This window comes from Sporosarcina pasteurii, assembly GCF_041295575.1.
Classification (GTDB): domain Bacteria; phylum Bacillota; class Bacilli; order Bacillales_A; family Planococcaceae; genus Sporosarcina; species Sporosarcina pasteurii.
Genome location: NZ_CP160452.1, coordinates 3077866 through 3098237, shown reverse-complemented (window position 1 = coordinate 3098237; position 20372 = coordinate 3077866). Strand labels below are relative to the sequence as shown.

Here is a 20372-nt window from a genome sequence, read left to right as displayed (position 1 = left end):
TTTTTATGTTGAAAGTTTTATCCTCTCGGAAAAAAATCGTATCTAAAAAGTAATGTAGGGTACGATATAAAGTAGTTGATTATATCACGAAAAAGTTCATTCGCATTGATTTGATTTGGATAGAAGGAGAAAAATTGATGAAAATCCGTTTTGGGTATGTTGCCAATGCATTAGGATTATGGGATGCAAGCCCTTCTAAAACGTTAACCTTTGCTCGCTACAAAAACCTTTCGAAAGATGAACGCTTGGATAAGCTCAAGTCTGTCACAGCACAAAATTTACAGCATACGAAAAGAATTTTGTATTATAATATCGCTCACGAAATAGAACTGTATCGGTTTTCAAGTTCACTTGTGCCATTGGCCACTCACCCTGAAGTCATGTGGGACTTCGTATCGCCATTCAAAAGAGAGTGGGAAGAGTTGGGCCAACTCATTCAACAATTTGAGCTACGGCCAAGCTTTCATCCTAATCAATTTACACTTTTCACAAGTCCGCGAGAAGAAGTGACCAAAAATGCAGTGGTTGATATGGAATACCATTTTAAAATGCTCGAAGTGATGAATGCGTTGGACAGAGGTCTTATTAATATTCACATCGGCGGAGCGTATGGGGATAAAGAAAGTACATTAGAGCGTTTTCATCAAAATCTAAAAACGTTACCTGCCAATATTAAAAACCAAATGACGCTTGAGAATGACGATAAGACCTATGATGTAGAAGAAACATTGAATACTTGTGAAAAAGAAGGAATTCCTATGGTTCTTGATTATCACCACTACATGGCTAACACAGGTGAGGAAGACCTCTCAAATTATTTACCGCGCATATTCAATACATGGACAAGGTTTCCTGAAGTGCCAAAAGTTCATCTTTCCTCACCAAAATCAGATCAAGCCTTCCGTTCACATGCAGATTTTGTTTCTTTTGATTTTATCCTTCCTTTCTTGAAAATGGCGAAAGAACTTAATCAGGATTTTGATATTATGATTGAAGCCAAACAGAAGAACCTTGCGATGTTTAAACTGATTGAAGAAATAGCATCTATTCGAGGAGTCAAACGTATCTCAGGCTCAACATTGGAATGGTAATAATGATTGTTTGAATGACTAATGGCGATTGAGGTGGCAAAAGTGACAATTGTACGTTTAGGTTATGTGGCAATGAGTATGGAATTAAAAAACGCATCTCCCTCACAAACGATGACTTATGCGCAGTTTCAAAAGATTGATGACCGGGAAGCTGCAATTCGCAAATTAGAACGGATTTCAATTTCTAATTTACATCATACACTTAGAATTTTAAGGCATAATGTCGCATCAGAGATTTACTTCTATCGTTTAACTTCCCGGTTAATTCCTTTGGCTAACCATCCTGAGCTCCTTGATTGGAATTATATGAAACCCCTGCAAAAAGAGTTGCGAGAGATTGGAAAATTCGTAAGAGACAACAATATAAGAGTAGATTTTCACCCAGATCATTTTGTGCTCATTAACTCATCGAAGAAAGAAATTCTAAAAAATTCATTACAAACGTTGAAGATGCATTATCTTTTATTAAAAGGCATGGGCATAGACAGAACGCATCGCTGTGTCATGCATGTAGGAGGCAATTATAAAGATACAGGCGCTTCTCTTGAACGTTTTATCGATAATTGGGCAGTGGTTCCGAAATCGTTGCAAAAAATGATTATGCTTGAAAATGATGATACCTCATTTACATTGGAGGATAGCCTCTACTTATGCGAAAAACTGGAGATTCCTCTTGTATTTGATTATCATCATCACCTTGCCCATCATCAAAATTCGGATTGGAAAAGTCATTGGGATCGAGTGGTACAAACGTGGAGGCATTCTCCGCTTCCAATAAAGATGCATATTTCTAGTCCTAAAAGTCAGAACGCATTCCGACATCATGCGGATTACGTTGATGTAGATATGTTTTTTAAGTTCTTAACAGAAATAAAGGGGAGCATTCCACAGATTGATTGTATGATTGAAGCAAAAAGAAAAGACGAGGCCTTGTTTCGGTTGATGGAGGAGATAAAAGTTAGGGATGATGTTGAAATGATTGATGGCTCTTCATTTAAATTAAGATCATATCAGTGAGTCGCGAAGGAGCCAAAGTGGTTCCTTTTTTTGTTCCTTTGATGATTAGTTTGGACATATCTTGTTTCTCTTTTACGTATAGTAAAGGAAAAAGGCGGTGTCTAGAATGAAGCGATGGATGATTATTGGCATTTTATTATTAGGTTCTCTTGGAATTGTTGTGTACAGTACACAGGCATCGGACCGAGGATTTTTTATGCCCGAAGAATTTGCGGGCGTAAAAGTGGTCATTGATCCGGGGCATGGGGGGCCTGACGGAGGGGCTTCTGAGGGGGATGTGATAGAACGTGACATTACACTCAACATTTCAAAAGAATTAGCGAAGCGACTTGAAAAAAAGGGTGCGACAGTTGTAATGACACGTAAGAAAGAAGGAGATGCACTCGCTGAACATACACCTGAAGAAAAGTTTTCGACCCTTCGTTCACGTAAGATTGCTGATTTAAAATTACGTGAATCAATTGCGATTAATGAAAACCCGGATGTTTTTATTAGTGTTCATGTAAATGCGATCCCAGATTCAAAGTGGCGTGGTGCACAAGTGTTTTATCATGAAGGCGGTCATCCGGATGGCGAATTTTTAGCAAAAGCGATTCAATCCTCTTTTCAAAGTAATTTACAAAATACAGATCGTGAAGCATTAGCCATTAGTGGTGTATATTTATTGAAGAAATCGCCTGTGCCTTCAGTATTGGTAGAAACAGGTTTTATTTCGAATCCGGAAGAAAAGGCATTGTTGGTTGATCCAAAATATCAATCGAAGGTAGCGGACGCAATTATGGAGGGAATTTCAGAATTTTTAAATGCCGAGGAAATGTAGAGCTAGTTCCATCGTTTGCACACTATCATTATGCTATACTTGAAGTAGAATTAATTATACCTTCAAGGAGTGTCAGAATTGATTGATGAGCAAACAGTACGCGAATTAGTAGGTCAGTTGAAAGATCCGTTTTTACATAAAACACTTGCAGAAACGGAAGGTATCACAGAGGTATCGATTAATGTTGAAAAGAAACATGTAAGTGTGAAGTTAGCACTAGCAAAAATAAATACTGCAGAGCAATTACCGTTTCAAATGAAAGTCGTTGATATATTGAAAGAAGCAGGGGCAGAAACCGTCGGCATTCGATTTGAAGAACTGTCGCAAGAAGTGCTCAATAAATTCCGTGGAACGGCAACAGGGGCAGAAGCACAGGATATTTTATCACCATTAAATAATGTCGAGTTCATCTCAATTGCATCAGGTAAGGGCGGCGTTGGAAAGTCGACAGTTTCTGTCAATATTGCGGTAGCGCTTGCACGACTTGGAAAGAAAGTCGGCCTTATTGACGCGGATATTTACGGATTTAGTGTTCCGGATATGATGGGTGTTACGAAAATGCCAAAAGTACGTGGTGAACGTATCATCCCTGTTGAAAGACTCGGTGTAAAAGTCATTTCAATGGGCTTTTTTGTAGAAGATAACGCACCAGTTGTATGGCGTGGGCCTATGCTTGGAAAAGCGCTCGATCAATTTTTTAGAGACGTAGAATGGGGAGACTTAGACTACTTGCTCTTAGATTTACCACCAGGTACAGGTGATGTTGCGCTTGACATACACCAAATGTTGCCAACATCAAAAGAGGTTATTGTCACGACACCACATCCAACAGCAGCATTTGTCGCTGCACGTGCGGGGGCGATGGCATTACAAACAGAACATGAAATTCTAGGCGTTATCGAAAATATGTCTTGGTTCGAATCAAAAGCTACGGGTGAAAAGGAGTTTGTATTCGGTAAAGGCGGAGGAACGCGACTAGCGGAAGAGCTTCGTACTGACCTGCTTGGACAAATTCCACTTGGCCAACCAGATTGGGATGAAGAAGACTTTGCGCCGTCTGTTTATGCAGAAGATCATCCAATTGGAAAAATATATACAGAAATTGCACAAGAAATCATTAAAAAGAAAAACGACTAAGATGGAGCGGAGAGGGTTACTGACCCTCTCCGCCTTCTTTAGATTGCCCTTCTTCTTTGCCTTTCTCCTTCTTGCTGTCACCTTTTCCGGCTTCTTGAATTAACTTTTCCCATTTTGTTTGAAGTAATGGACTGTTAATCGTTTCTTCAATTGCTTTTTCGTACTGTTCTTTCATTGTAGAGGATTTCATAATGCTCTCTAATTGTTTTTGCATATCAGGTTGTCCAAAAAATTCCTCTAATTGTTTTTGAAAGGATGCATCGCCCATCAATTGTTTCATGACGTCTTCTTGTTGGTCTTTCATGCTCTTAGCAATTTTCTCGGCAAACTTAGGGTCGTCAAAGGCTTGCTTCCAAAAGTCTTCGCCTTGTTTAGATAATAAAGTTTCTTCTATAGACTTTTTCACCTCTGGCTGCTCTAACACAAGAAGCTCACGAAAATCATCCTCCGTCAATATTTGTCGTAATGCTTTTTTACCCTCCTCTGTTTGAATGGCATCTTTCATCATTTTTTTTATCTCATCAAAGGATGGTGTTGCTTGAGGCGGTTGTGTACAGCCGGCAAGGAGAAAAATAACGATCAATAACTGAATGAATTTCGTTTTCATGGGATTTCAGATCATTCCCTTCATAACTCTTTTCAATTATTGTTCACAAATCGACGAGAAATATGCATATGTCGGCATTTGAAATAGATTTTTGGACAAATCGTTGATACACTTATGAGAACAAGCAAAAACGGAGGCACATTGTCTTGACAATACGAAATTGGATTAAATTTTTCTTTAATGCACTTTGGATTGGTGGGCTTGTCACGGCCATCATTGGGTTAATTGTTCGGTGGGAGTTTTTCTCGAGTTATCTACAGTCTGGAGAAACTTGGCAATTCTTAGGGGCGCTTTTATGGATGGTGTTTCTTGGTTTTACAATGAGTGTCATTGCACAGATGGGTTTTTTCGCGTATTTAACAGTACACCAATTTGGTGTTAATATTTTTAGGTCTCTTACTTTATGGAACTGGGTTCAATTGTTAATCATTGTAATTGTTTTATTTGATTTAGTCTTTTTCCGCTTCCGCTTAACATCGGAAGACACAGGTAGATCGTTATTATACTTAACTTTACTTGCATCGCTTGTCATTGTATCGGGAATAACAGCTTATTTAAAGGCACAGTGGACGAAGAAGCATACACTGATTTCAGCATTGTTTTTTATGATTGTCATTACGACACTCGAATGGCTACCCGCTTTAATGGTGAGGTCAGGCAATATTGACACGTGGGTAACAATTCTTTTATTCCCACTACTAGCTGTGAATTCCTACCAGATCTTAGCTCTACCAAAATATAATACGATGTCCGACGTTGATAAGGCGAAACTTGATGAACGCCGCGCAGCACGAAGGCAAAAAGCAAAAGCAGCTTCTTCAAAATAACACAAGCAGCACAATCGATTGAAATGATTGTGCTGTTTTATGATTTCCATGAATGTTTTAGAAGGAAAATGGACATATTAAAATTGTTGTCAATATGATTATTTGGGAATTTTTTTCATTTTGCCAACAGGACCAAAAAGGACTTCATCCAATGTTTTAAAGTCTCTACTCTCATTGAGTTTTTCCAATTTGGATAAATCGATTCGATCTTTTCGATGATGTGAAACGGAAATAATTTCCCCATCTATTACAGGGGGGATTTTTCCACCTGTCCATGTGAACGTCGAACCGAGTGCATTAATCTCAGCTTTCCACAGAAGTGTCTGCAAATAATGAGGGAATGTCTCGTCAGTTGTTCTAAACCAAAGTGGCTTTTCGCCAAATAACTTCTCGTACTTATTCAATTGGTTTATGAATAACTTCTCATCGATTTCATAAGCTTCACCTTTATGCCCAAGTAAACCGGTAGGAATTTTTTTCTTTTGAATGAGCTTAATTGTTTCTGGAAACCTTTCTGCCCAGTCATTATCGATGATTAATAGAGGATAAGGCTTTTCAAGGGTATCAATCCAATCTTTAACTTCATCATCACCAAAGGATATATTGATGGTTAGTGCAGAACCAGTTGTGCCACGGACAATTGCAGCAGGCTCTTCAGTCACACGGAAGACTGAGACGAGTGAAAGTTTTTCAGGTAATGGTGGGAATATTAAAAAGAAACCGCAACCTACAATAAATAGTATTACTAACTTCTTCCGCATATAGTATCCTCCTTAATGGAATCTATGTACATCCTATGAGTAAGATTTGACAAATATGAATGGACCGTGTTACTATAAAAGAGTCGCTGTCCAAATAAAACGTTTTTTGTATTTAGGGCTTGCAAAGTAAAAAAGTTTTGGTATAATAAATGGTGTCGAGAAAATAATAGTAATTATTCCGCAGTAGCTCAGTGGTAGAGCAATCGGCTGTTAACCGATCGGTCGTAGGTTCGAATCCTACCTGCGGAGCCATATGCTTCCATAGCTCAGTAGGTAGAGTGCTTCCATGGTAAGGAAGAGGTCACCGGTTCGATTCCGGTTGGAAGCTCCAGAGAGACGCGATCATAATCGAATACATAGAACGAACTGAATGAATTTGGCTAACGTAGCCATGCGATGATTATCGTGGTTTTAAATTAGGTGGGGTAGCGAAGTGGCTAAACGCGGCGGACTGTAAATCCGCTCCCTCAGGGTTCGGGGGTTCGAATCCCTCCCCCACCACCATTTTATTTTAAGGATTGCGCAGTTATGCGATATATATCAAATTATCCTTGTATAATCTTCCTATTCTTTATTTAAAATTGGGAGATACGAGCAGAACAAGGAAGCGATTGAGAGAAGGAAGGAGCGTACTTAAGTACGTGACTGACTGAGCGAGTGAAGCTGACGCAGTTATGCGATGTATATCACAATTTTAAACGAGGCCCCTTGGTCAAGCGGTTAAGACACCGCCCTTTCACGGCGGTAACACGGGTTCGAATCCCGTAGGGGTCATTATAATTTAAAAGCAAGAAGTGCTTTTAAATACGCTAATTTAAACATAGCAAACAACATCCTCTGCATAAATCACATAAATGTAGCCATAATACGTATATCAAAATTTTAAAATCGGTGGGGTATAGCCAAGCGGTAAGGCAACGGACTTTGACTCCGTCATTCGTTGGTTCGAATCCAGCTACCCCAGTAATATAAAGCTAATCCTTAGTCATCAAGGCTAATGGATTAGCTTTTTTATGTTTTGAAATTGTATCTTGGAACATTTGAAAAGTGTTTAGGATGACGTACTTCGAGTTGAATTTTAGGTTGCTATGCGGATAATTGAAGGTCATCCAGTGTGCCTAAATGGTAGAATTAATCCGTAATGTTACGTGTGTGTTATGATTTTATGATGAATGGTTTCGTGAAAAATATTTTACAAGAGGTATAATGAGTAGTGAAAAATTACTACTTCCTTTATAATAAATACAAAAACTTACATAAAAAGTGAAAATTGGTACATATAGAAAAAGAGGTGTCAATATGCGAGAAGAAAAAATGTCGACATCGGAAATTTTCGTTCATAATGAGGAACTAACAGCCGATAAAAAACTGCAAGATATCTTATATGCCTTAGATCAATCAGCTATCGTAGCGATAACAGATCCTAACGGAAAAATTACATACGTCAATAAGAAATTTACGGAAATGTCACAGTATACTTCAAATGAACTTTTAGGGAAGAGTCATCGCATGATTAACTCTGGCCATCACTCCAAGGGTTTTTTTAAAGAAATGTGGAAAACGATTGGGAGTGGACGTGTATGGAAAGGCGAGGTTAAAAATCGAAGGAAAGATGGGACATACTATTGGGTAGATACAACGATCGTTCCATTTCTAAATGACAAACGTATTCCTTATCAATATGTTTCGATGCGATATGAGATTACTGTGCGTAAAGAGGCTGAGGAGATGATTCGACATCTCGCATATAATGATCAATTAACAGATTTACCAAATCTACTTTTTTTTCGAAGACAACTGTTGGAAGCGGTATCAAAGGCCAATAAATTCAAAATGAAAGTGGTTGTCGTTAACCTAAATATCGATCGCCTTCGATATGTGAATGATTCTTACGGCTATGAGTGTGGAGATTATGTACTTTCCATAGTCGCTGAAAGGTTAAAATCAACTTTGCCGAAAGATTGCGTGGTTGCACGTATAGGAGGAGACGAGTTTGCGTTTGTTCTCGAAGGAATGAATTGTGCGAATAAAATAGAGGCGATTGTCAGGGCGGTTCAAGAGTCGATTGAAAAGCCGATCATAGTAATGGGCAGTTCCCACACAGTAACTTCCAGCGCTGGGATAGCCATTTATCCTGAGCATGCAACTGAAGCATCGGAATTATTCTCTAAAGCAAGTAGGGCATTATTGGAAATGAAGGAGCGCGGCGGCGACGGGTATAAAATTTACGAGCATGGGACGATAAAAAAATCAATTGAACGCATGGTTCTAGAAAATGAACTAAGTAAAAGTATTGAGCTAGGCTGTTTTCACCTTGATTATCAACCCATATTTAACTTGGCAACTAGTAACTTAACAGGTGTCGAAGCGTTAGTTCGGTGGGACCATCCTGATCTTGGACGGATTCCTCCAGACCAATTCATTGAGATAGCAGAAGAAACGAGATTGATTATTTGCCTAGGAAAATGGGTGTTAAGACAAGCATGCCGTCAAGCGAGAAAATGGGAAGAAAAAGGGTATTACTATACAATGGCTGTCAATGTTTCAGCGGTTCAATTAGCAGACCCTGAATTCCTTATGATTGTTAAAAATGTTTTAGAGGATGAAGGCAATAATCCTAGTTTGCTTGAATTAGAATTAACGGAAAGTGTGTTAGGAAATCAAGCAGAGATACTTGGAGTTGTAGAAGAGATAAGAAAATTGGGTGTTAAAATAGCACTTGATGACTTTGGTACAGGGTATAGTTCCTTCAGTTATATTAATGAACTGCCAATCGATACATTGAAAATCGATCGTTCATTTATTCACAATCTTGATGCAAAAGTACAGAACGGTGCAATTGTAGAGGCGATTTTATCGATTGCTAATACGATAGAATTAAATGTAGTAGCTGAAGGCATTGAACGGCAAGAACAGCTTACAATCCTTAAAAAGCTTGGGTGTCAGGAAGGTCAAGGTTACTTTTATAGCAAACCAATAGAAGCTGAAGAATGCGAAAAGTATATGAAGATAAATCGTCAGAGTGAATAAAAATTCAGTTTTCTGTCCAGTTGAGCCAATGCGCGACACGTTTTATAATGAGTGTATTGGTAAAGGGGGAGAGAGCATGGAGAAATTATCAGTTTCAATGATAGGGGTATCCCTGGATTTAGGGCAAAGTCGTCGAGGTGTAGACATGGGACCTAGTGCGATACGCTATGCAGGCGTGGTCGAACGATTGGAAGCACTTGGACATCAAATCACAGACGAAGGTGACATACATATAAATGCTGGTCTAAAAGCAGAAAAAAGCAATGCTAAATTAAAAAATTTAAAAGAAGTGCTTGAAACAAATCAAAAACTTGCTGAAAAAGTCGAATCTGTTTTAAAAGACGATAGATTTCCGCTTGTTCTGGGAGGAGACCATAGTATTGCGATTGGTACATTGGCGGGCCTTTCAACAAAATACAAAAATATGGGTGTAATTTGGTATGATGCGCATGCGGATATGAATACGGATGAAACCTCACCTTCAGGGAACATTCATGGCATGCCGTTAGCGGTGAGTATTGGTCGCGGAGATGAAAGGCTTGTTAATTTACACCATGATGGTCAAAAAATAAAGCCGCAAAATATTGTCATTATCGGTGCCCGTTCTATTGATCCAGGCGAGCGATTATTAATTAAAGAACTGGGCATCCAAGTGTATACGATGCACGAAATTGATAAATACGGGATGACAACAGTGATGCAAAAAGCAATTCAGCATTTTGAAGATAATCAGGTAGACGGTGTTCATCTGTCCCTCGATCTAGATGCGTTAGATCCGTTGTATACACCTGGCGTTGGTACCCCAGTCCCAGGTGGGGTGAGTTACCGGGAGAGTCATTTGGCGATGGAAATTCTTGAAGAATCAGGCTTAATTACATCGGCGGAACTCGTCGAAGTGAATCCAATATTAGATGAAAGAAATAAAACAGCAGATGTAGCGGTAGCGTTGATGGGATCTTTATTTGGAGAAAAGCTGTTGTAAAATAGTATATTAAGTAAAATATTTTTCGCGATAAAAAGATGAGACTACGATGTTAAGTAGCTGCTCATCTTTTTTTAGTCGTTCGTCCTATATACGTTACCAAATTATCAAGTTTTTGAGTAGCATACACAAATTGTCCTATATCTGATAAAATGGGTTAGATAAATTTAAAATAAATGAAACCTGTTGATGCCTTCAATCGTATAGAAGGGACAGCCGCATAGAGCGGAGGGGAATTGTGTGGATGAGTTGATCAATAAACGGATAAATGAAGTTATAAAAGGAAACCAAGAAGCTTTTGAAGAGATTGTTACACTCTTTCAGCATCGTTTATATCATGTCTGCTACCGAATGTTAAGCAATCGACAAGAAGCAGAAGATATTGCACAAGAAGCTTTTGTTCGTGCGTATATTAACATTCATACGTTTGATCAAAAGCGTAAATTTTCAACTTGGTTATTTCGAATTGCAACAAATTTATGCATCGACCGAATACGCAAGAAAAAGCCAGATTATTATCTTGATGCAGAGGTTCCCGGAACGGAAGGGTTGACGATGTATTCACAACTTGCATCTGATGTAGAGCTTCCTGAAGATGAAGTTGAGAAGATGGAAACACAAGAACGTATTCAGTACGAGATTGGACGACTATCTGATAAATATCGTTCAGTCATTATTTTGCGATATATGGAAGAGTTACCGTTGCAAGAGATTAGTGATATTTTAGAATTACCACTTGGGACCGTAAAAACCCGTGTTCATAGGGGTCGAGCTGCGCTCAGAAAACAAATAGGTGATTTGTAGGAGGTAATTTAGTATGAATACGTGTCCGGAACAAATTGTTCATTATATGCACGCGTATTTAGATGGCGATATTAGTCGTGACGATGAGCGAGTATTAAATGAACATTTAAAACAATGTACATCCTGTCAGGAATTGATGGATGATTTAACTGATGTGGTTCAGTTTATAGAGAAAGCCGATCCTATACAAGCACCTAGTGGCTTTGTGGATGGCGTGATGGCGCGGCTACCAAAAGAGAAGTCGCAAGCAGGTATACAAAGGTGGCTACGCAGACACCCACTCCTTGCAGCCGTTGCCATGTTTTTTATACTCATGAGTGTTTCTGTCTTTTCAAGTTACGGAAACGATCAACAATTTTCCGTTACAAAACAACCGAATTTAATTGTTGAAGGTGAAACTGTAACTGTTCCGGAGGGCGAGGTAGTCAAGGGGGATGTTGTCGTTAAAAATGGAGAACTCCACGTTGAAGGTGAAGTAGATGGTAACGTAACAGTTATTCGGGGTTCTAAGTATATGGCATCTACTGCGATTGTCACAGGAACGAGCCAGGAAATTGACAAAGCATTTGACTGGTTATGGTATAAGATTAAGAAAACTTTCAAAGACGTTTTTCAGCCTTCCGATGATGAATAAATCGTAACGACCGCAATTATACGGGGATGTATGACTGCGGTCGTTTTTAATTTTAATGAAGGGGATTCGGGCAAATTAAGGTGTGGGTATGGTATACTAATGCATATGAAATCGTCAAAAAAGGTAGGCGAAGCACATGCCGTTTTGGGAAAAAATCGTTAACCTAAGTCCAGTTGCAACATTCATTAATATAATGGATGTGCTTCTAGTATGGTTTGTCGTATATCAACTTATAAAAGTGGTTAAAGGGACAAAAGCTGTCCAGTTGTTAAAGGGTATATTTGTGATTATTATTGCGCGAATTGTAACTGAAGTATTTGGGCTTGCTACGTTAGGGTGGATGATGGAGCGAGTTATTGATTGGGGATTTTTGGCGATTATCATTATCTTCCAACCTGAGTTGCGACGGGCACTTGAGCAGCTTGGCCGGGGACGTTTATTTGCACGAACGATGATGGATGAAGAACAAGAGCGGAAGCGACTCATTGAAGCATTATCGAAATCAGTGAATTATATGGCGAAACGTCGAATCGGTGCGCTCATTTCTATTGAAAAAGAAACAGGATTGAATGAATATATTGAAACAGGCACACCGCTAAACTCGGATTTAACTTCCGAACTGCTCATTAATATATTTATCCCGAATGCACCGCTTCATGATGGGGCGGTTGTTGTACAGCGCAATCGAATTGCTGCTGCGGGATGCTATTTACCGTTATCGGAAAGTCCATTTATTTCAAAGGAATTAGGGACCAGGCATCGTGCGGCGGTTGGTTTGAGTGAGGTTTCTGACGCAATCACGATTGTGGTGTCAGAAGAAACGGGCGCCATTAGTATTGCGACAGACGGTGATTTAAATAGAGGTTTAAGTATCGAAGAGTTTGAAATTCGACTGAGGCATCTCTGGTTCGGCGCAACAACGAATCAAGAAAATACCTCCAAATGGAAATGGGGCGTGAAGAGAAATGGATAGACTACTTGATAGCCCATGGTTTCTTCGATTTACTGCCTTGTTTCTTGCAATTTTATTGTTTTATACTGTGAAGGCGGATGAAGGGAAGTTTGAGAATAACTCGAGTAGTGAAGATATGGAAGTTATTCGCGATGTGCCAGTTGAAGTATATTACGATAATGAAAATTTAATTGTAACGGGTGTCCCTGAAACCGTGAATGTAGCGATTGAAGGTCCAGTGAATATCGTTCAAACGACCAAGATGTTAAAAGACTTTACTTTGTATGTTGATTTAACATCATTGCCAATGGGCGAACACCAAGTTCGAATTCAACATGAAAACATTTCGGAAAAAGTGCATGTACGGATAGATCCAGCATCCATTGACATTAACATTGAAGAGAGAATCACAGAAACATTCCGTATCGAACCCGAGTTCAATGAACGGTTACTGGCGGAAGGTTTTAATTTAGTCAGTATGGAAGCACAACCTTCGACAATTGAGGTAACGGGTGCAAAAAGTGTGGTTGAATCAATTAGTTTTGTAAAAGTAACAGTCGCTATAGATGCAGGTGTGCAAGAATCATTTGAACAAGAAGCTAGAGTGCGCGTACTAGATCGGGATTTAAATAAATTGGACGTCGACATTACACCAGAAAATGTTACCATTAAAGTTGACGTTCAAGAAAATACGAAAGAAGTACCTATCGTGATCAATGAAACAGGCACCCCACCTAATGGCGTCACGATAAACTCTATCACACCAGAAGCAGCTAGTATTGTTTTATCAGGCCCTAAACGGATTTTGAATGAGATAGAAGCTTTTCCAATTGATATAGATGTATCAAAAATTGAAAAATCCGGTACAGTTGAAGTGAAACTAAAGAAACCAAATGATCTTTTTAGTCTTTCTAGAACAACCGTGAATGTGAAGATTGATGCGACGATTGAGGGTGCAGTCGAAGAAGAAGAAGAAGAGGAAGTTGCTGAAGAGACTGTAGAGGAAGTAGAAACGACTGTTGAGACGACAGATGTTGAAGATGTACAAGTCGTCATTACAGGATTAGATGAAAAGTTTAAAGGTACATTCGTAGAACCAGTGAATGGTTTAGTGACCATCACTGTAAAAGCTGCCCCAGATGTAATTAGCAAGTTGAAGAAGTCAGACTTTGCGGTTTCAATTAATGCATCTACTGCTTCAGAAGAAGGGGAAGAAGTGTTTCCGATTCATGTGAAAGGTCCGCCAGATGTGGAGTGGACGCTATCGATGGAAGAGGCAACATTAAAAATTGAACTTGCTTAGCTAATCTAGAGGGCATAATGTACAGGATTGAAAGGGAGTATGGAAATGACAAAGTATTTCGGTACGGACGGTGTACGCGGAATTGCAAATGACGAGCTAACACCTGAACTGGCTTTTAAATTAGGACGGATAGGAAGTTACGTATTAACAAAAGAGTCAGAAGGGAAACCAAAAATTCTTGTTGGTCGAGATACTCGTATTTCGGGTTATATGCTCGAGAATGCATTGATTGCTGGTATTCTATCAACAGGTGTGGAAGTGATGACGCTCGGCGTAATTAGTACACCTGGCGTAGCTTATTTAACACGTGTTATGAATGCAAATGGAGGTGTCATGATTTCTGCCTCCCATAACCCTGTTGAAGACAACGGCATTAAATTTTTCGGTGCGGATGGTTATAAATTAACAGAAGAACAAGAAGAAGAAATGGAAAATCTTCTGAATGAGGCGGTAGATACGCTACCGCGTCCAACTGGATCAAATGTCGGTTCAATTACGGAATACTTTGAAGGCGGGCATAAGTATATCCAGTACTTGAAGCAAACGGTAGATGAAGATTTCACGGGCATTCATGTTGCAATTGACTGTGCACATGGTGCAACTTCATCACTCGCTACGCATGTATTTGCAGACTTAGAAGCAGATATCTCTACGATGGGGGCTTCACCAAATGGTTTAAATATAAACGACGGTGTTGGTTCTACACATCCGGAAAAACTTGCGGAGCTTGTGAAAGAAAAAGAAGCTGATATAGGACTAGCATTTGACGGAGACGGTGACAGACTCATTGCCGTGGATGAACATGGCGAAATTGTCGATGGCGATAAAATCATGTTTATCATCGGTCGTTATTTAAAATCAAAAGGTCGCTTAAAATCGGATACAATTGTATCTACGATTATGAGTAACTTAGGATTCTATAAAGCATTGCGTGAGCACGAAATGACAAGCGTTAAAACGGCAGTCGGCGACAAATATGTTGTTGAAGAAATGAGGAAAAATAATTTTACCCTTGGCGGAGAGCAATCAGGACATATTGTCATGCTCGATTATAATACGACGGGGGACGGGCTTCTTACAGGACTTCAATTGGTCAACATTATGAAAGTGACTGGCAAAAAATTGTCTGAACTGGCAAGCGAAATGACGGTTTATCCACAAGAACTAGTTAACGTTCGCGTCACAGATAAACATGCCGTTACTGAAAATGAACGCGTTGCAACGATTATTGCCGATGTAGAAAAAGAAATGGAAGGCAATGGCCGTGTGCTTGTTCGTCCTTCTGGAACAGAGCCACTCGTTCGTGTCATGGTAGAAGCGCCAACGAACGAAGAGTGTAAGCAGTACGTAGATAAAATTGTTGCGGTTGTTCAAGAAGAAATGGGATTGGAAGACTAATAGTAGTTCAAAAGAAAAGCTATCCAGCTGTTCATTGATGAACAGTGGATAGCTTTTTTAAATGGCATTATTCAAATATATATGTTAATGCTTGAATCGCTTGGTCGACCGTTTCAACTGTAGCATGTGCTTTGCGTGAAAGTTCTTTTAACGCATGGTGGTGCACTTCTTGGCGAATTAAAATAAGTGGTTTATCGGATGCAACCGCTGCACTTGCATCCATCGCTGTATTCCATTGTTTATATTGTTCGCCAAATAAAGCGATGACAAGGTCTGCTTTTTTCATTAATATTTCTGTACGTAAATTATTAAAGTTGGAAGCCGCTGCATCTTTGAAAATAGCATTTGGCTGTTCTCCTAGAATTTCTTCACCAATGTTGTCAGAACGATCATGATCTTCCATTGGACCTACAAAATCAATGGGTAATTCTAATGCTGCCGCTTTCTCTTTAATTTCATCTCTCCAGCTCGTATGAATCTCTCCAGCTAAATAGACAGTTAATCTCATTAAAAAATCCCTCCTAGTCATTCTATTCCCATTGTATCACTTTTTGATTAGGGCGTTGCTTGTGATTGTATGAAAGTTTAGAATATAGGTAACGGATTGAAAGGGGTTACGGCAGATGAAGACGGTTTGGCATAACGGGACGATGTATACGATGTGTGCAGAAGGTGATCAAGCAGAAGCTTTATTAACAGAAGATGGACTAATTATTCAAATAGGTACTTACGATGAATTGAAGGGGAAGGCTGAAAAGGAAATCGACCTGCAAGGGGCAGTGCTGTATCCGGGATTCGTCGATAGTCATATGCATATAATTGGGCATGGCGATAAATTAAGAAGTTTAGATTTATCGAAAGTAATGTCAGCAGAAGAAATGTTAGAGAAATTGCATCAGGCAAATGAAGGTCTTGCAGCAGATGAGTGGCTCATTGGTGAAGGGTGGAATGAAAATAATTTTCCGGACAAACGAATTCTTACCGCTCAGGAATTAGATAAAGTGACGACCGCGCCTATTATTTTAAAAAGAACTTGCCGACATGCGGCACTTGCAAATACAAAGGCATTAGCGCTCGCAGGTATTACAACAGAAACACCTAATCCTGTAGACGGTACAATTGTACGAGGAGACAACGGGGAAGCAACTGGTTATTTATTGGAAGGGGCGCAAGATTTAGTGCTCGATTTAATCGGTGAACCGACCGAAGCTTCTTTAACAACGTCCCTTCGTAAGTCTGTGGATGATTTATTGGCGCTTGGATTAACAGGGGCTGTAACAGATGATCTTGGTTATTACGGAGACTATCGCAAGCCTTTACAAGCGTTTAAAAACGTTATCGGGAATGAAAAGAAGTTCCGTGCCCATTTGTTGCGTCGTTCTACTGTTTTTAAACAGTTAATGGAAGACGATGCAACGTATTTGGAACCTTGGATTAGCCGAGGTGAAATGAAGTTCTTTGTAGATGGTGCACTGGGTGGAAAAACAGCGCTTTTAAGTGAGCCTTATGCGGATACACCTGAAACGTCGGGAATGGCGGTTCATACGGATGAAGAGATAGTAGCGCTTGTGAAACTAGCAAGGTCTTATACCGAAGCAGTTGCTGTCCACGTTATCGGAGACGGAGCTGTTGAAAAAATTCTAGATGTTTTAGAAAAATACCCTGCCCCGGAAGGAAAGAGGGACCGGCTAATTCACGTGAATGTATTGCGCGATGACTTAGTAGAAAGAATGCTAAACTTGCCGGTTGTATTGGATTTGCAACCTGTTTTTGTCTCTTCAGATTTCCCATGGGTGATGGACCGGTTAGGAGAAGAACGACTCGATTGGGCTTATGCATGGAAGAGACTAGTAGATAAAGGATTCATTTGCGGCGGCGGTTCGGATGCGCCAATCGAAGAAGCAGACCCTTTGCTTGGCATCTATGCGGCAGTTACGAGACGGAAAATGGGAGAGACACATGAAGGGTATTTGCCCAAAGAAAAATTGAGTCGTTTTGAAGCGATAAGTCTCTTTACATCGGGCAGTGCAGCGACCATTGGGAAAGCACATCGTCGAGGCAAGTTGATAGCCGGGTATGATGCTGATTTTACGATACTAGATAAAGATTTATTCGAAGTAGATGAAGAGAAGATTGTATCAGCACAAGTGAAGATGACAGTCGTTGGGGGAGAAGTGATGTACAAGTCTTGAAGTTCATGTGGTAGGACGGCCTGTGATAGACTGAGATAAAAAGGAATGAGTGTAACAATGGGTAATCAGTGGGATGAAAGATTTTCAACAGATGAATATGTTTATGGGAAAGAACCGAATGCTTTCGTTGTGGAGGCGGCTAAACAGTTGCCGCAAGGTAAAATCCTTTGTATTGCAGAAGGAGAAGGTAGAAATGCAGTATATTTATCGACGCTTGATCAGCATGTAACTGCATGGGATTTTGCGAAGTCTGGGTTAGAAAAAACAAATCGACTAGCGCAAGAAAAAGGTGTGCAGGTCACAACAGAACTTCGAGATTTGTCAGAAGTTGAATGGCAGGCGGAACAATGGGATGCAATTGTGCATATTTTTGGCCATTTACCAAAACCTGTGATGGAACGAACATTTGCAGGCGTGAAGAAAGCGCTGAAACCAGGCGGCTATTATATTAGTGAGCTCTATACGAAAGAACAGCTTCATTATGGGACGGGCGGCCCGAAAAATGAAGACATGCTTACGGACCCGAAGGAAATGCTTGCCCAGTTTGAAGGGTACTTGATTCAACATTTTTTTGTCGGTGAGGTGGACCGTCAAGAAGGCATATTGCATACTGGCAAGGCCCATATAGTGCAATGTTTATTCCAGAAAAGAGAGGAGGCATAATGATGAGTGGGAAAAATCGAAGTGAGATTCATGCAGGATTAGAAGTCGCAATCATTTTAAAGAAAGATCAAAGGACAGGCGTGACAACAAAAGGTATCGTAAAAGATATTTTAACAAACTCTTCCTATCATCCACATGGGATTAAAGTGCGGTTAGTGGATGGACAGGTGGGCCGCGTTGCAGAAATTATAAAATAAACATGTTGTTTATGACTTTAGAAAGGAGCCCGATTAAATGCTAAAGAAACTCGGTATTACGCATCCAATCATTCAAGCACCGATGGCGGGGGTAACAACACCGAAGCTTGTGGCGGCGTCTGCGAATGCCGGAATCTTAGGGGCTATCGGGGCTGGCTACTTAAGTGGAGAAGAGACGCGGCGGTTTATTCGTGAAGTAAAAAAGCTTACGGATAAACCTTTTATGGTAAATCTATTTGTGCCGGAAGAAAATAAAGTTAGTGAAGAAATGATTGGTAAAGCCAATGGTGAATTACGTGGGATCCGTGAGTCCCTGGAGATTTCTGAAACTAAGGTTCAATTTCAGGAACCTAATTTTGACGCACAAATTGAAGTTATATTAGAAGAAAACGTTAGAGTTTGTTCGTTTACATTTGGTCTGCCAGCACGAAAAAACGTAGAAAAATTGAAAGCGCACCATGTGTTTGTAGTTGGCACCGCAACAACAGTCGGAGAGGCTAAGCTTGCGGAAGAAATCGGGATGGATGCAATTATTGCGCAAGGAAGCGAAGCAGGAGGGCATCGAGGGTCATTTCACGGGGAATTAACATTGATGCCACTGGAAAATCTACTTCACGATATTGTAAAGACTGTTCATATTCCAGTTATCGCGGCTGGCGGTATTGCAAATAAAGCAATGGTAGACAACGCATTAGCAGCGGGAGCGATAGCGGTTCAAATTGGGACAGCCTTACTTGCGTCTGAAGAAAGTGGTGCGCATGATGTACATAAGAGCGCAATTTTACAGGCAAAAAAGGATAGCACTGTGCTAACAAATGCTTTTTCCGGAAAGATGGCACGTGGCATACGAAATGAATTTACGGAGCAAATGAGAAATGCTGTTATTGCACCGTATCCTTATCAAAATGATTTAACGAAGGATATTCGAAAAGCAGCGGCTAAGCAAGGCAATTCTAAGTGGATGTCTTTATGGGCAGGTGAAAATGTCCATTTAAGTACAGAGGGAAGATTAAGTGACATCATTGCACGGTTTATTTAGGTGAGGGAAATTATGAGGAAATATATTGGAGAAATTGGACTAACGATAGCGGCCATTATTTGGGGCAGTGGATTTGTCGCAAGTTCGATGGCGCTTGAGCATTATACGCCGTATCAAATTTTGGCGGGCCGATTTTTAATTGGTGTACTGCTTTTAAGCATTGTTTTTTATAAAAAGTTTAAAGGAATTAGGAGAAGCACGGTCACTAAAGGTGTGATTTTAGGTGGTATCTTATACTTGGCTTTTGTGCTACAAACAGTCGGGCTTCAATTTACAACTCCGTCCAAAAATGCTTTTTTAACTGCGGTAAATGTTGTGATTGTACCGTTTATAGCCTTTTTCATTTATAAGCGAAAACTTGACGTTTTTGAATTAACGGGGGCGGTCATTGCTGTTATCGGAATTGCTTTGTTAAGTTTGCAATTTACTGCAGAAGTGAATATTGGCGACGTGTTGACATTGCTTTGTGCATTTGCCTTTGCGTTCCATATTTTTTACACGGCGCAATTTGTTAAAGATGAAGATCCGGTGGCCATTACGATGATTCAAATGATGACGGCAGCAGCGATTGGTATTGTCGTTGTGATTGTAAAAGGCGAAATGGTATTTCCAGTTGAAACGTCAGCTCTATTGCCACTTATTTACCTGGGCGTTTTTTCGACAACCATCGCTTACTTACTGCAAACAACTGCCCAGAAGTATATTACGGAAACCAAAGCTGCGATTATTTTATCGACAGAGGCACTATGGGGAACGCTGTTTTCAGTGATTATATTAAGTGAACTGTTGACTATGAAGATGGGGATTGGCGCAATACTGATTTTAGTTGCAATCCTGATATCTGAAACGAAATTGAATATGATCCCGTTACAAAGGCGATTGGAATAGCATCGGAATTTCTCCGGTGCTATATTTTTT

20 protein-coding genes and 5 tRNA genes are annotated in these 20372 nt (G+C 39.9%); 22 read left to right on the top strand and 3 right to left on the bottom strand.

Annotation, left to right across the window (positions count from 1 at the left end; translation table 11 throughout):
• Positions 1-137: 137 nt before the first annotated feature.
• The 4 genes from uvsE (AB1H92_RS15035) to AB1H92_RS15020 all read left to right on the top strand — a co-directional run bounded on the left by uvsE (AB1H92_RS15035) (position 138) and on the right by AB1H92_RS15020 (position 4065).
• Positions 138-1091 carry a UV DNA damage repair endonuclease UvsE gene (gene uvsE, locus AB1H92_RS15035; RefSeq protein ID WP_115363595.1) on the top strand — a complete coding sequence of 318 codons (954 nt, stop codon included), beginning with the start codon at positions 138-140 and terminating at the stop codon, positions 1089-1091.
• A gap of 42 nt (positions 1092-1133) precedes the next feature.
• Complete coding sequence (gene uvsE, locus AB1H92_RS15030; protein ID WP_115363593.1) at positions 1134-2108, top strand: UV DNA damage repair endonuclease UvsE; 975 nt, start codon at positions 1134-1136, stop codon at positions 2106-2108.
• A gap of 106 nt (positions 2109-2214) precedes the next feature.
• On the top strand, positions 2215-2928 hold the full coding sequence (locus tag AB1H92_RS15025) for an N-acetylmuramoyl-L-alanine amidase (RefSeq protein ID WP_115363592.1): 714 nt from the start codon (positions 2215-2217) through the stop codon (positions 2926-2928).
• 78 nt (positions 2929-3006) lie between these two features.
• Positions 3007-4065, top strand: coding sequence for an Mrp/NBP35 family ATP-binding protein (locus tag AB1H92_RS15020; protein ID WP_115363589.1), 1059 nt, complete (start codon positions 3007-3009; stop codon positions 4063-4065).
• 16 nt (positions 4066-4081) lie between these two features.
• Here AB1H92_RS15020 and gerD read toward each other — a convergent pair whose 3' ends face one another.
• A complete protein-coding gene (gene gerD / locus AB1H92_RS15015) occupies positions 4082-4672 on the bottom strand; it encodes a spore germination lipoprotein GerD (RefSeq protein WP_115363587.1) in 591 nt (196 codons plus the stop codon).
• 146 nt (positions 4673-4818) lie between these two features.
• On the opposite strand from gerD, the gene AB1H92_RS15010 reads away from it, so the two are divergent.
• Positions 4819-5499 (top strand): KinB-signaling pathway activation protein, encoded by a 681-nt coding sequence (locus AB1H92_RS15010; protein WP_115363585.1) that lies wholly within the window; start codon positions 4819-4821, stop codon positions 5497-5499.
• A 98-nt stretch (positions 5500-5597) separates the two neighbouring features.
• On the opposite strand, the gene AB1H92_RS15005 is transcribed toward AB1H92_RS15010, so the two are convergent.
• Entirely contained in the window at positions 5598-6260 is a 663-nt protein-coding gene (locus AB1H92_RS15005) for a hypothetical protein (protein ID WP_115363583.1), read from the bottom strand.
• A 177-nt stretch (positions 6261-6437) separates the two neighbouring features.
• Here AB1H92_RS15005 and AB1H92_RS15000 point away from each other — a divergent pair.
• The 12 genes from AB1H92_RS15000 to glmM all read left to right on the top strand — a co-directional run bounded on the left by AB1H92_RS15000 (position 6438) and on the right by glmM (position 15363).
• Positions 6438-6512 (top strand) — tRNA-Asn (locus tag AB1H92_RS15000).
• A gap of 3 nt (positions 6513-6515) precedes the next feature.
• Positions 6516-6591 (top strand) — tRNA-Thr (locus AB1H92_RS14995).
• Positions 6592-6679: 88 nt separating this feature from the next.
• Positions 6680-6764, top strand: a tRNA-Tyr gene (locus AB1H92_RS14990).
• A 198-nt stretch (positions 6765-6962) separates the two neighbouring features.
• Positions 6963-7034 (top strand) — tRNA-Glu (locus tag AB1H92_RS14985).
• A gap of 118 nt (positions 7035-7152) precedes the next feature.
• A tRNA-Gln gene (locus AB1H92_RS14980) sits at positions 7153-7224 on the top strand.
• A gap of 335 nt (positions 7225-7559) precedes the next feature.
• Positions 7560-9290, top strand: a complete 1731-nt coding sequence (locus AB1H92_RS14975) for a GGDEF domain-containing phosphodiesterase (protein ID WP_115363581.1) — start codon at positions 7560-7562, stop codon at positions 9288-9290.
• 76 nt (positions 9291-9366) lie between these two features.
• On the top strand, positions 9367-10272 hold the full coding sequence (gene rocF, locus AB1H92_RS14970) for an arginase (protein ID WP_115363579.1): 906 nt from the start codon (positions 9367-9369) through the stop codon (positions 10270-10272).
• 240 nt (positions 10273-10512) lie between these two features.
• Positions 10513-11076: an RNA polymerase sigma factor SigW gene (sigW, locus tag AB1H92_RS14965; protein WP_115363577.1), complete on the top strand. Its 564-nt coding sequence runs from the start codon at positions 10513-10515 to the stop codon at positions 11074-11076.
• Positions 11077-11089: 13 nt separating this feature from the next.
• Entirely contained in the window at positions 11090-11710 is a 621-nt protein-coding gene (locus AB1H92_RS14960; protein WP_115363575.1) for an anti-sigma factor, read from the top strand.
• A 136-nt stretch (positions 11711-11846) separates the two neighbouring features.
• Positions 11847-12683: a diadenylate cyclase CdaA gene (gene cdaA, locus AB1H92_RS14955; RefSeq protein WP_115363573.1), complete on the top strand. Its 837-nt coding sequence runs from the start codon at positions 11847-11849 to the stop codon at positions 12681-12683.
• Positions 12676-13965, top strand: coding sequence for a YbbR-like domain-containing protein (locus tag AB1H92_RS14950; protein WP_115363571.1), 1290 nt, complete (start codon positions 12676-12678; stop codon positions 13963-13965). Before cdaA ends, AB1H92_RS14950 begins: the two co-directional genes overlap by 8 nt.
• A gap of 45 nt (positions 13966-14010) precedes the next feature.
• Positions 14011-15363, top strand: coding sequence for a phosphoglucosamine mutase (gene glmM / locus AB1H92_RS14945; protein WP_115363569.1), 1353 nt, complete (start codon positions 14011-14013; stop codon positions 15361-15363).
• A gap of 67 nt (positions 15364-15430) precedes the next feature.
• Here glmM and AB1H92_RS14940 read toward each other — a convergent pair whose 3' ends face one another.
• Positions 15431-15871 carry a YtoQ family protein gene (locus tag AB1H92_RS14940; RefSeq protein ID WP_115363567.1) on the bottom strand — a complete coding sequence of 147 codons (441 nt, stop codon included), beginning with the start codon at positions 15869-15871 and terminating at the stop codon, positions 15431-15433.
• Positions 15872-15986: 115 nt separating this feature from the next.
• Between AB1H92_RS14940 and AB1H92_RS14935 the strand changes: the two genes are divergently transcribed.
• From AB1H92_RS14935 to AB1H92_RS14915, 5 genes are read left to right on the top strand one after another with little or no spacing between them, the layout of a single operon-like run.
• Positions 15987-17555: an amidohydrolase gene (locus AB1H92_RS14935; RefSeq protein ID WP_115363565.1), complete on the top strand. Its 1569-nt coding sequence runs from the start codon at positions 15987-15989 to the stop codon at positions 17553-17555.
• Between the two features lie 57 nt (positions 17556-17612).
• Positions 17613-18218: a cyclopropane-fatty-acyl-phospholipid synthase family protein gene (locus AB1H92_RS14930; protein ID WP_115363563.1), complete on the top strand. Its 606-nt coding sequence runs from the start codon at positions 17613-17615 to the stop codon at positions 18216-18218.
• A 2-nt stretch (positions 18219-18220) separates the two neighbouring features.
• A complete protein-coding gene (locus tag AB1H92_RS14925; RefSeq protein WP_115363561.1) occupies positions 18221-18415 on the top strand; it encodes a YwbE family protein in 195 nt (64 codons plus the stop codon).
• 37 nt (positions 18416-18452) lie between these two features.
• Complete coding sequence (locus AB1H92_RS14920; protein WP_115363560.1) at positions 18453-19454, top strand: nitronate monooxygenase family protein; 1002 nt, start codon at positions 18453-18455, stop codon at positions 19452-19454.
• Positions 19455-19466: 12 nt separating this feature from the next.
• Positions 19467-20342 carry a DMT family transporter gene (locus tag AB1H92_RS14915; RefSeq protein WP_115363559.1) on the top strand — a complete coding sequence of 292 codons (876 nt, stop codon included), beginning with the start codon at positions 19467-19469 and terminating at the stop codon, positions 20340-20342.
• Positions 20343-20372: the final 30 nt, after the last annotated feature.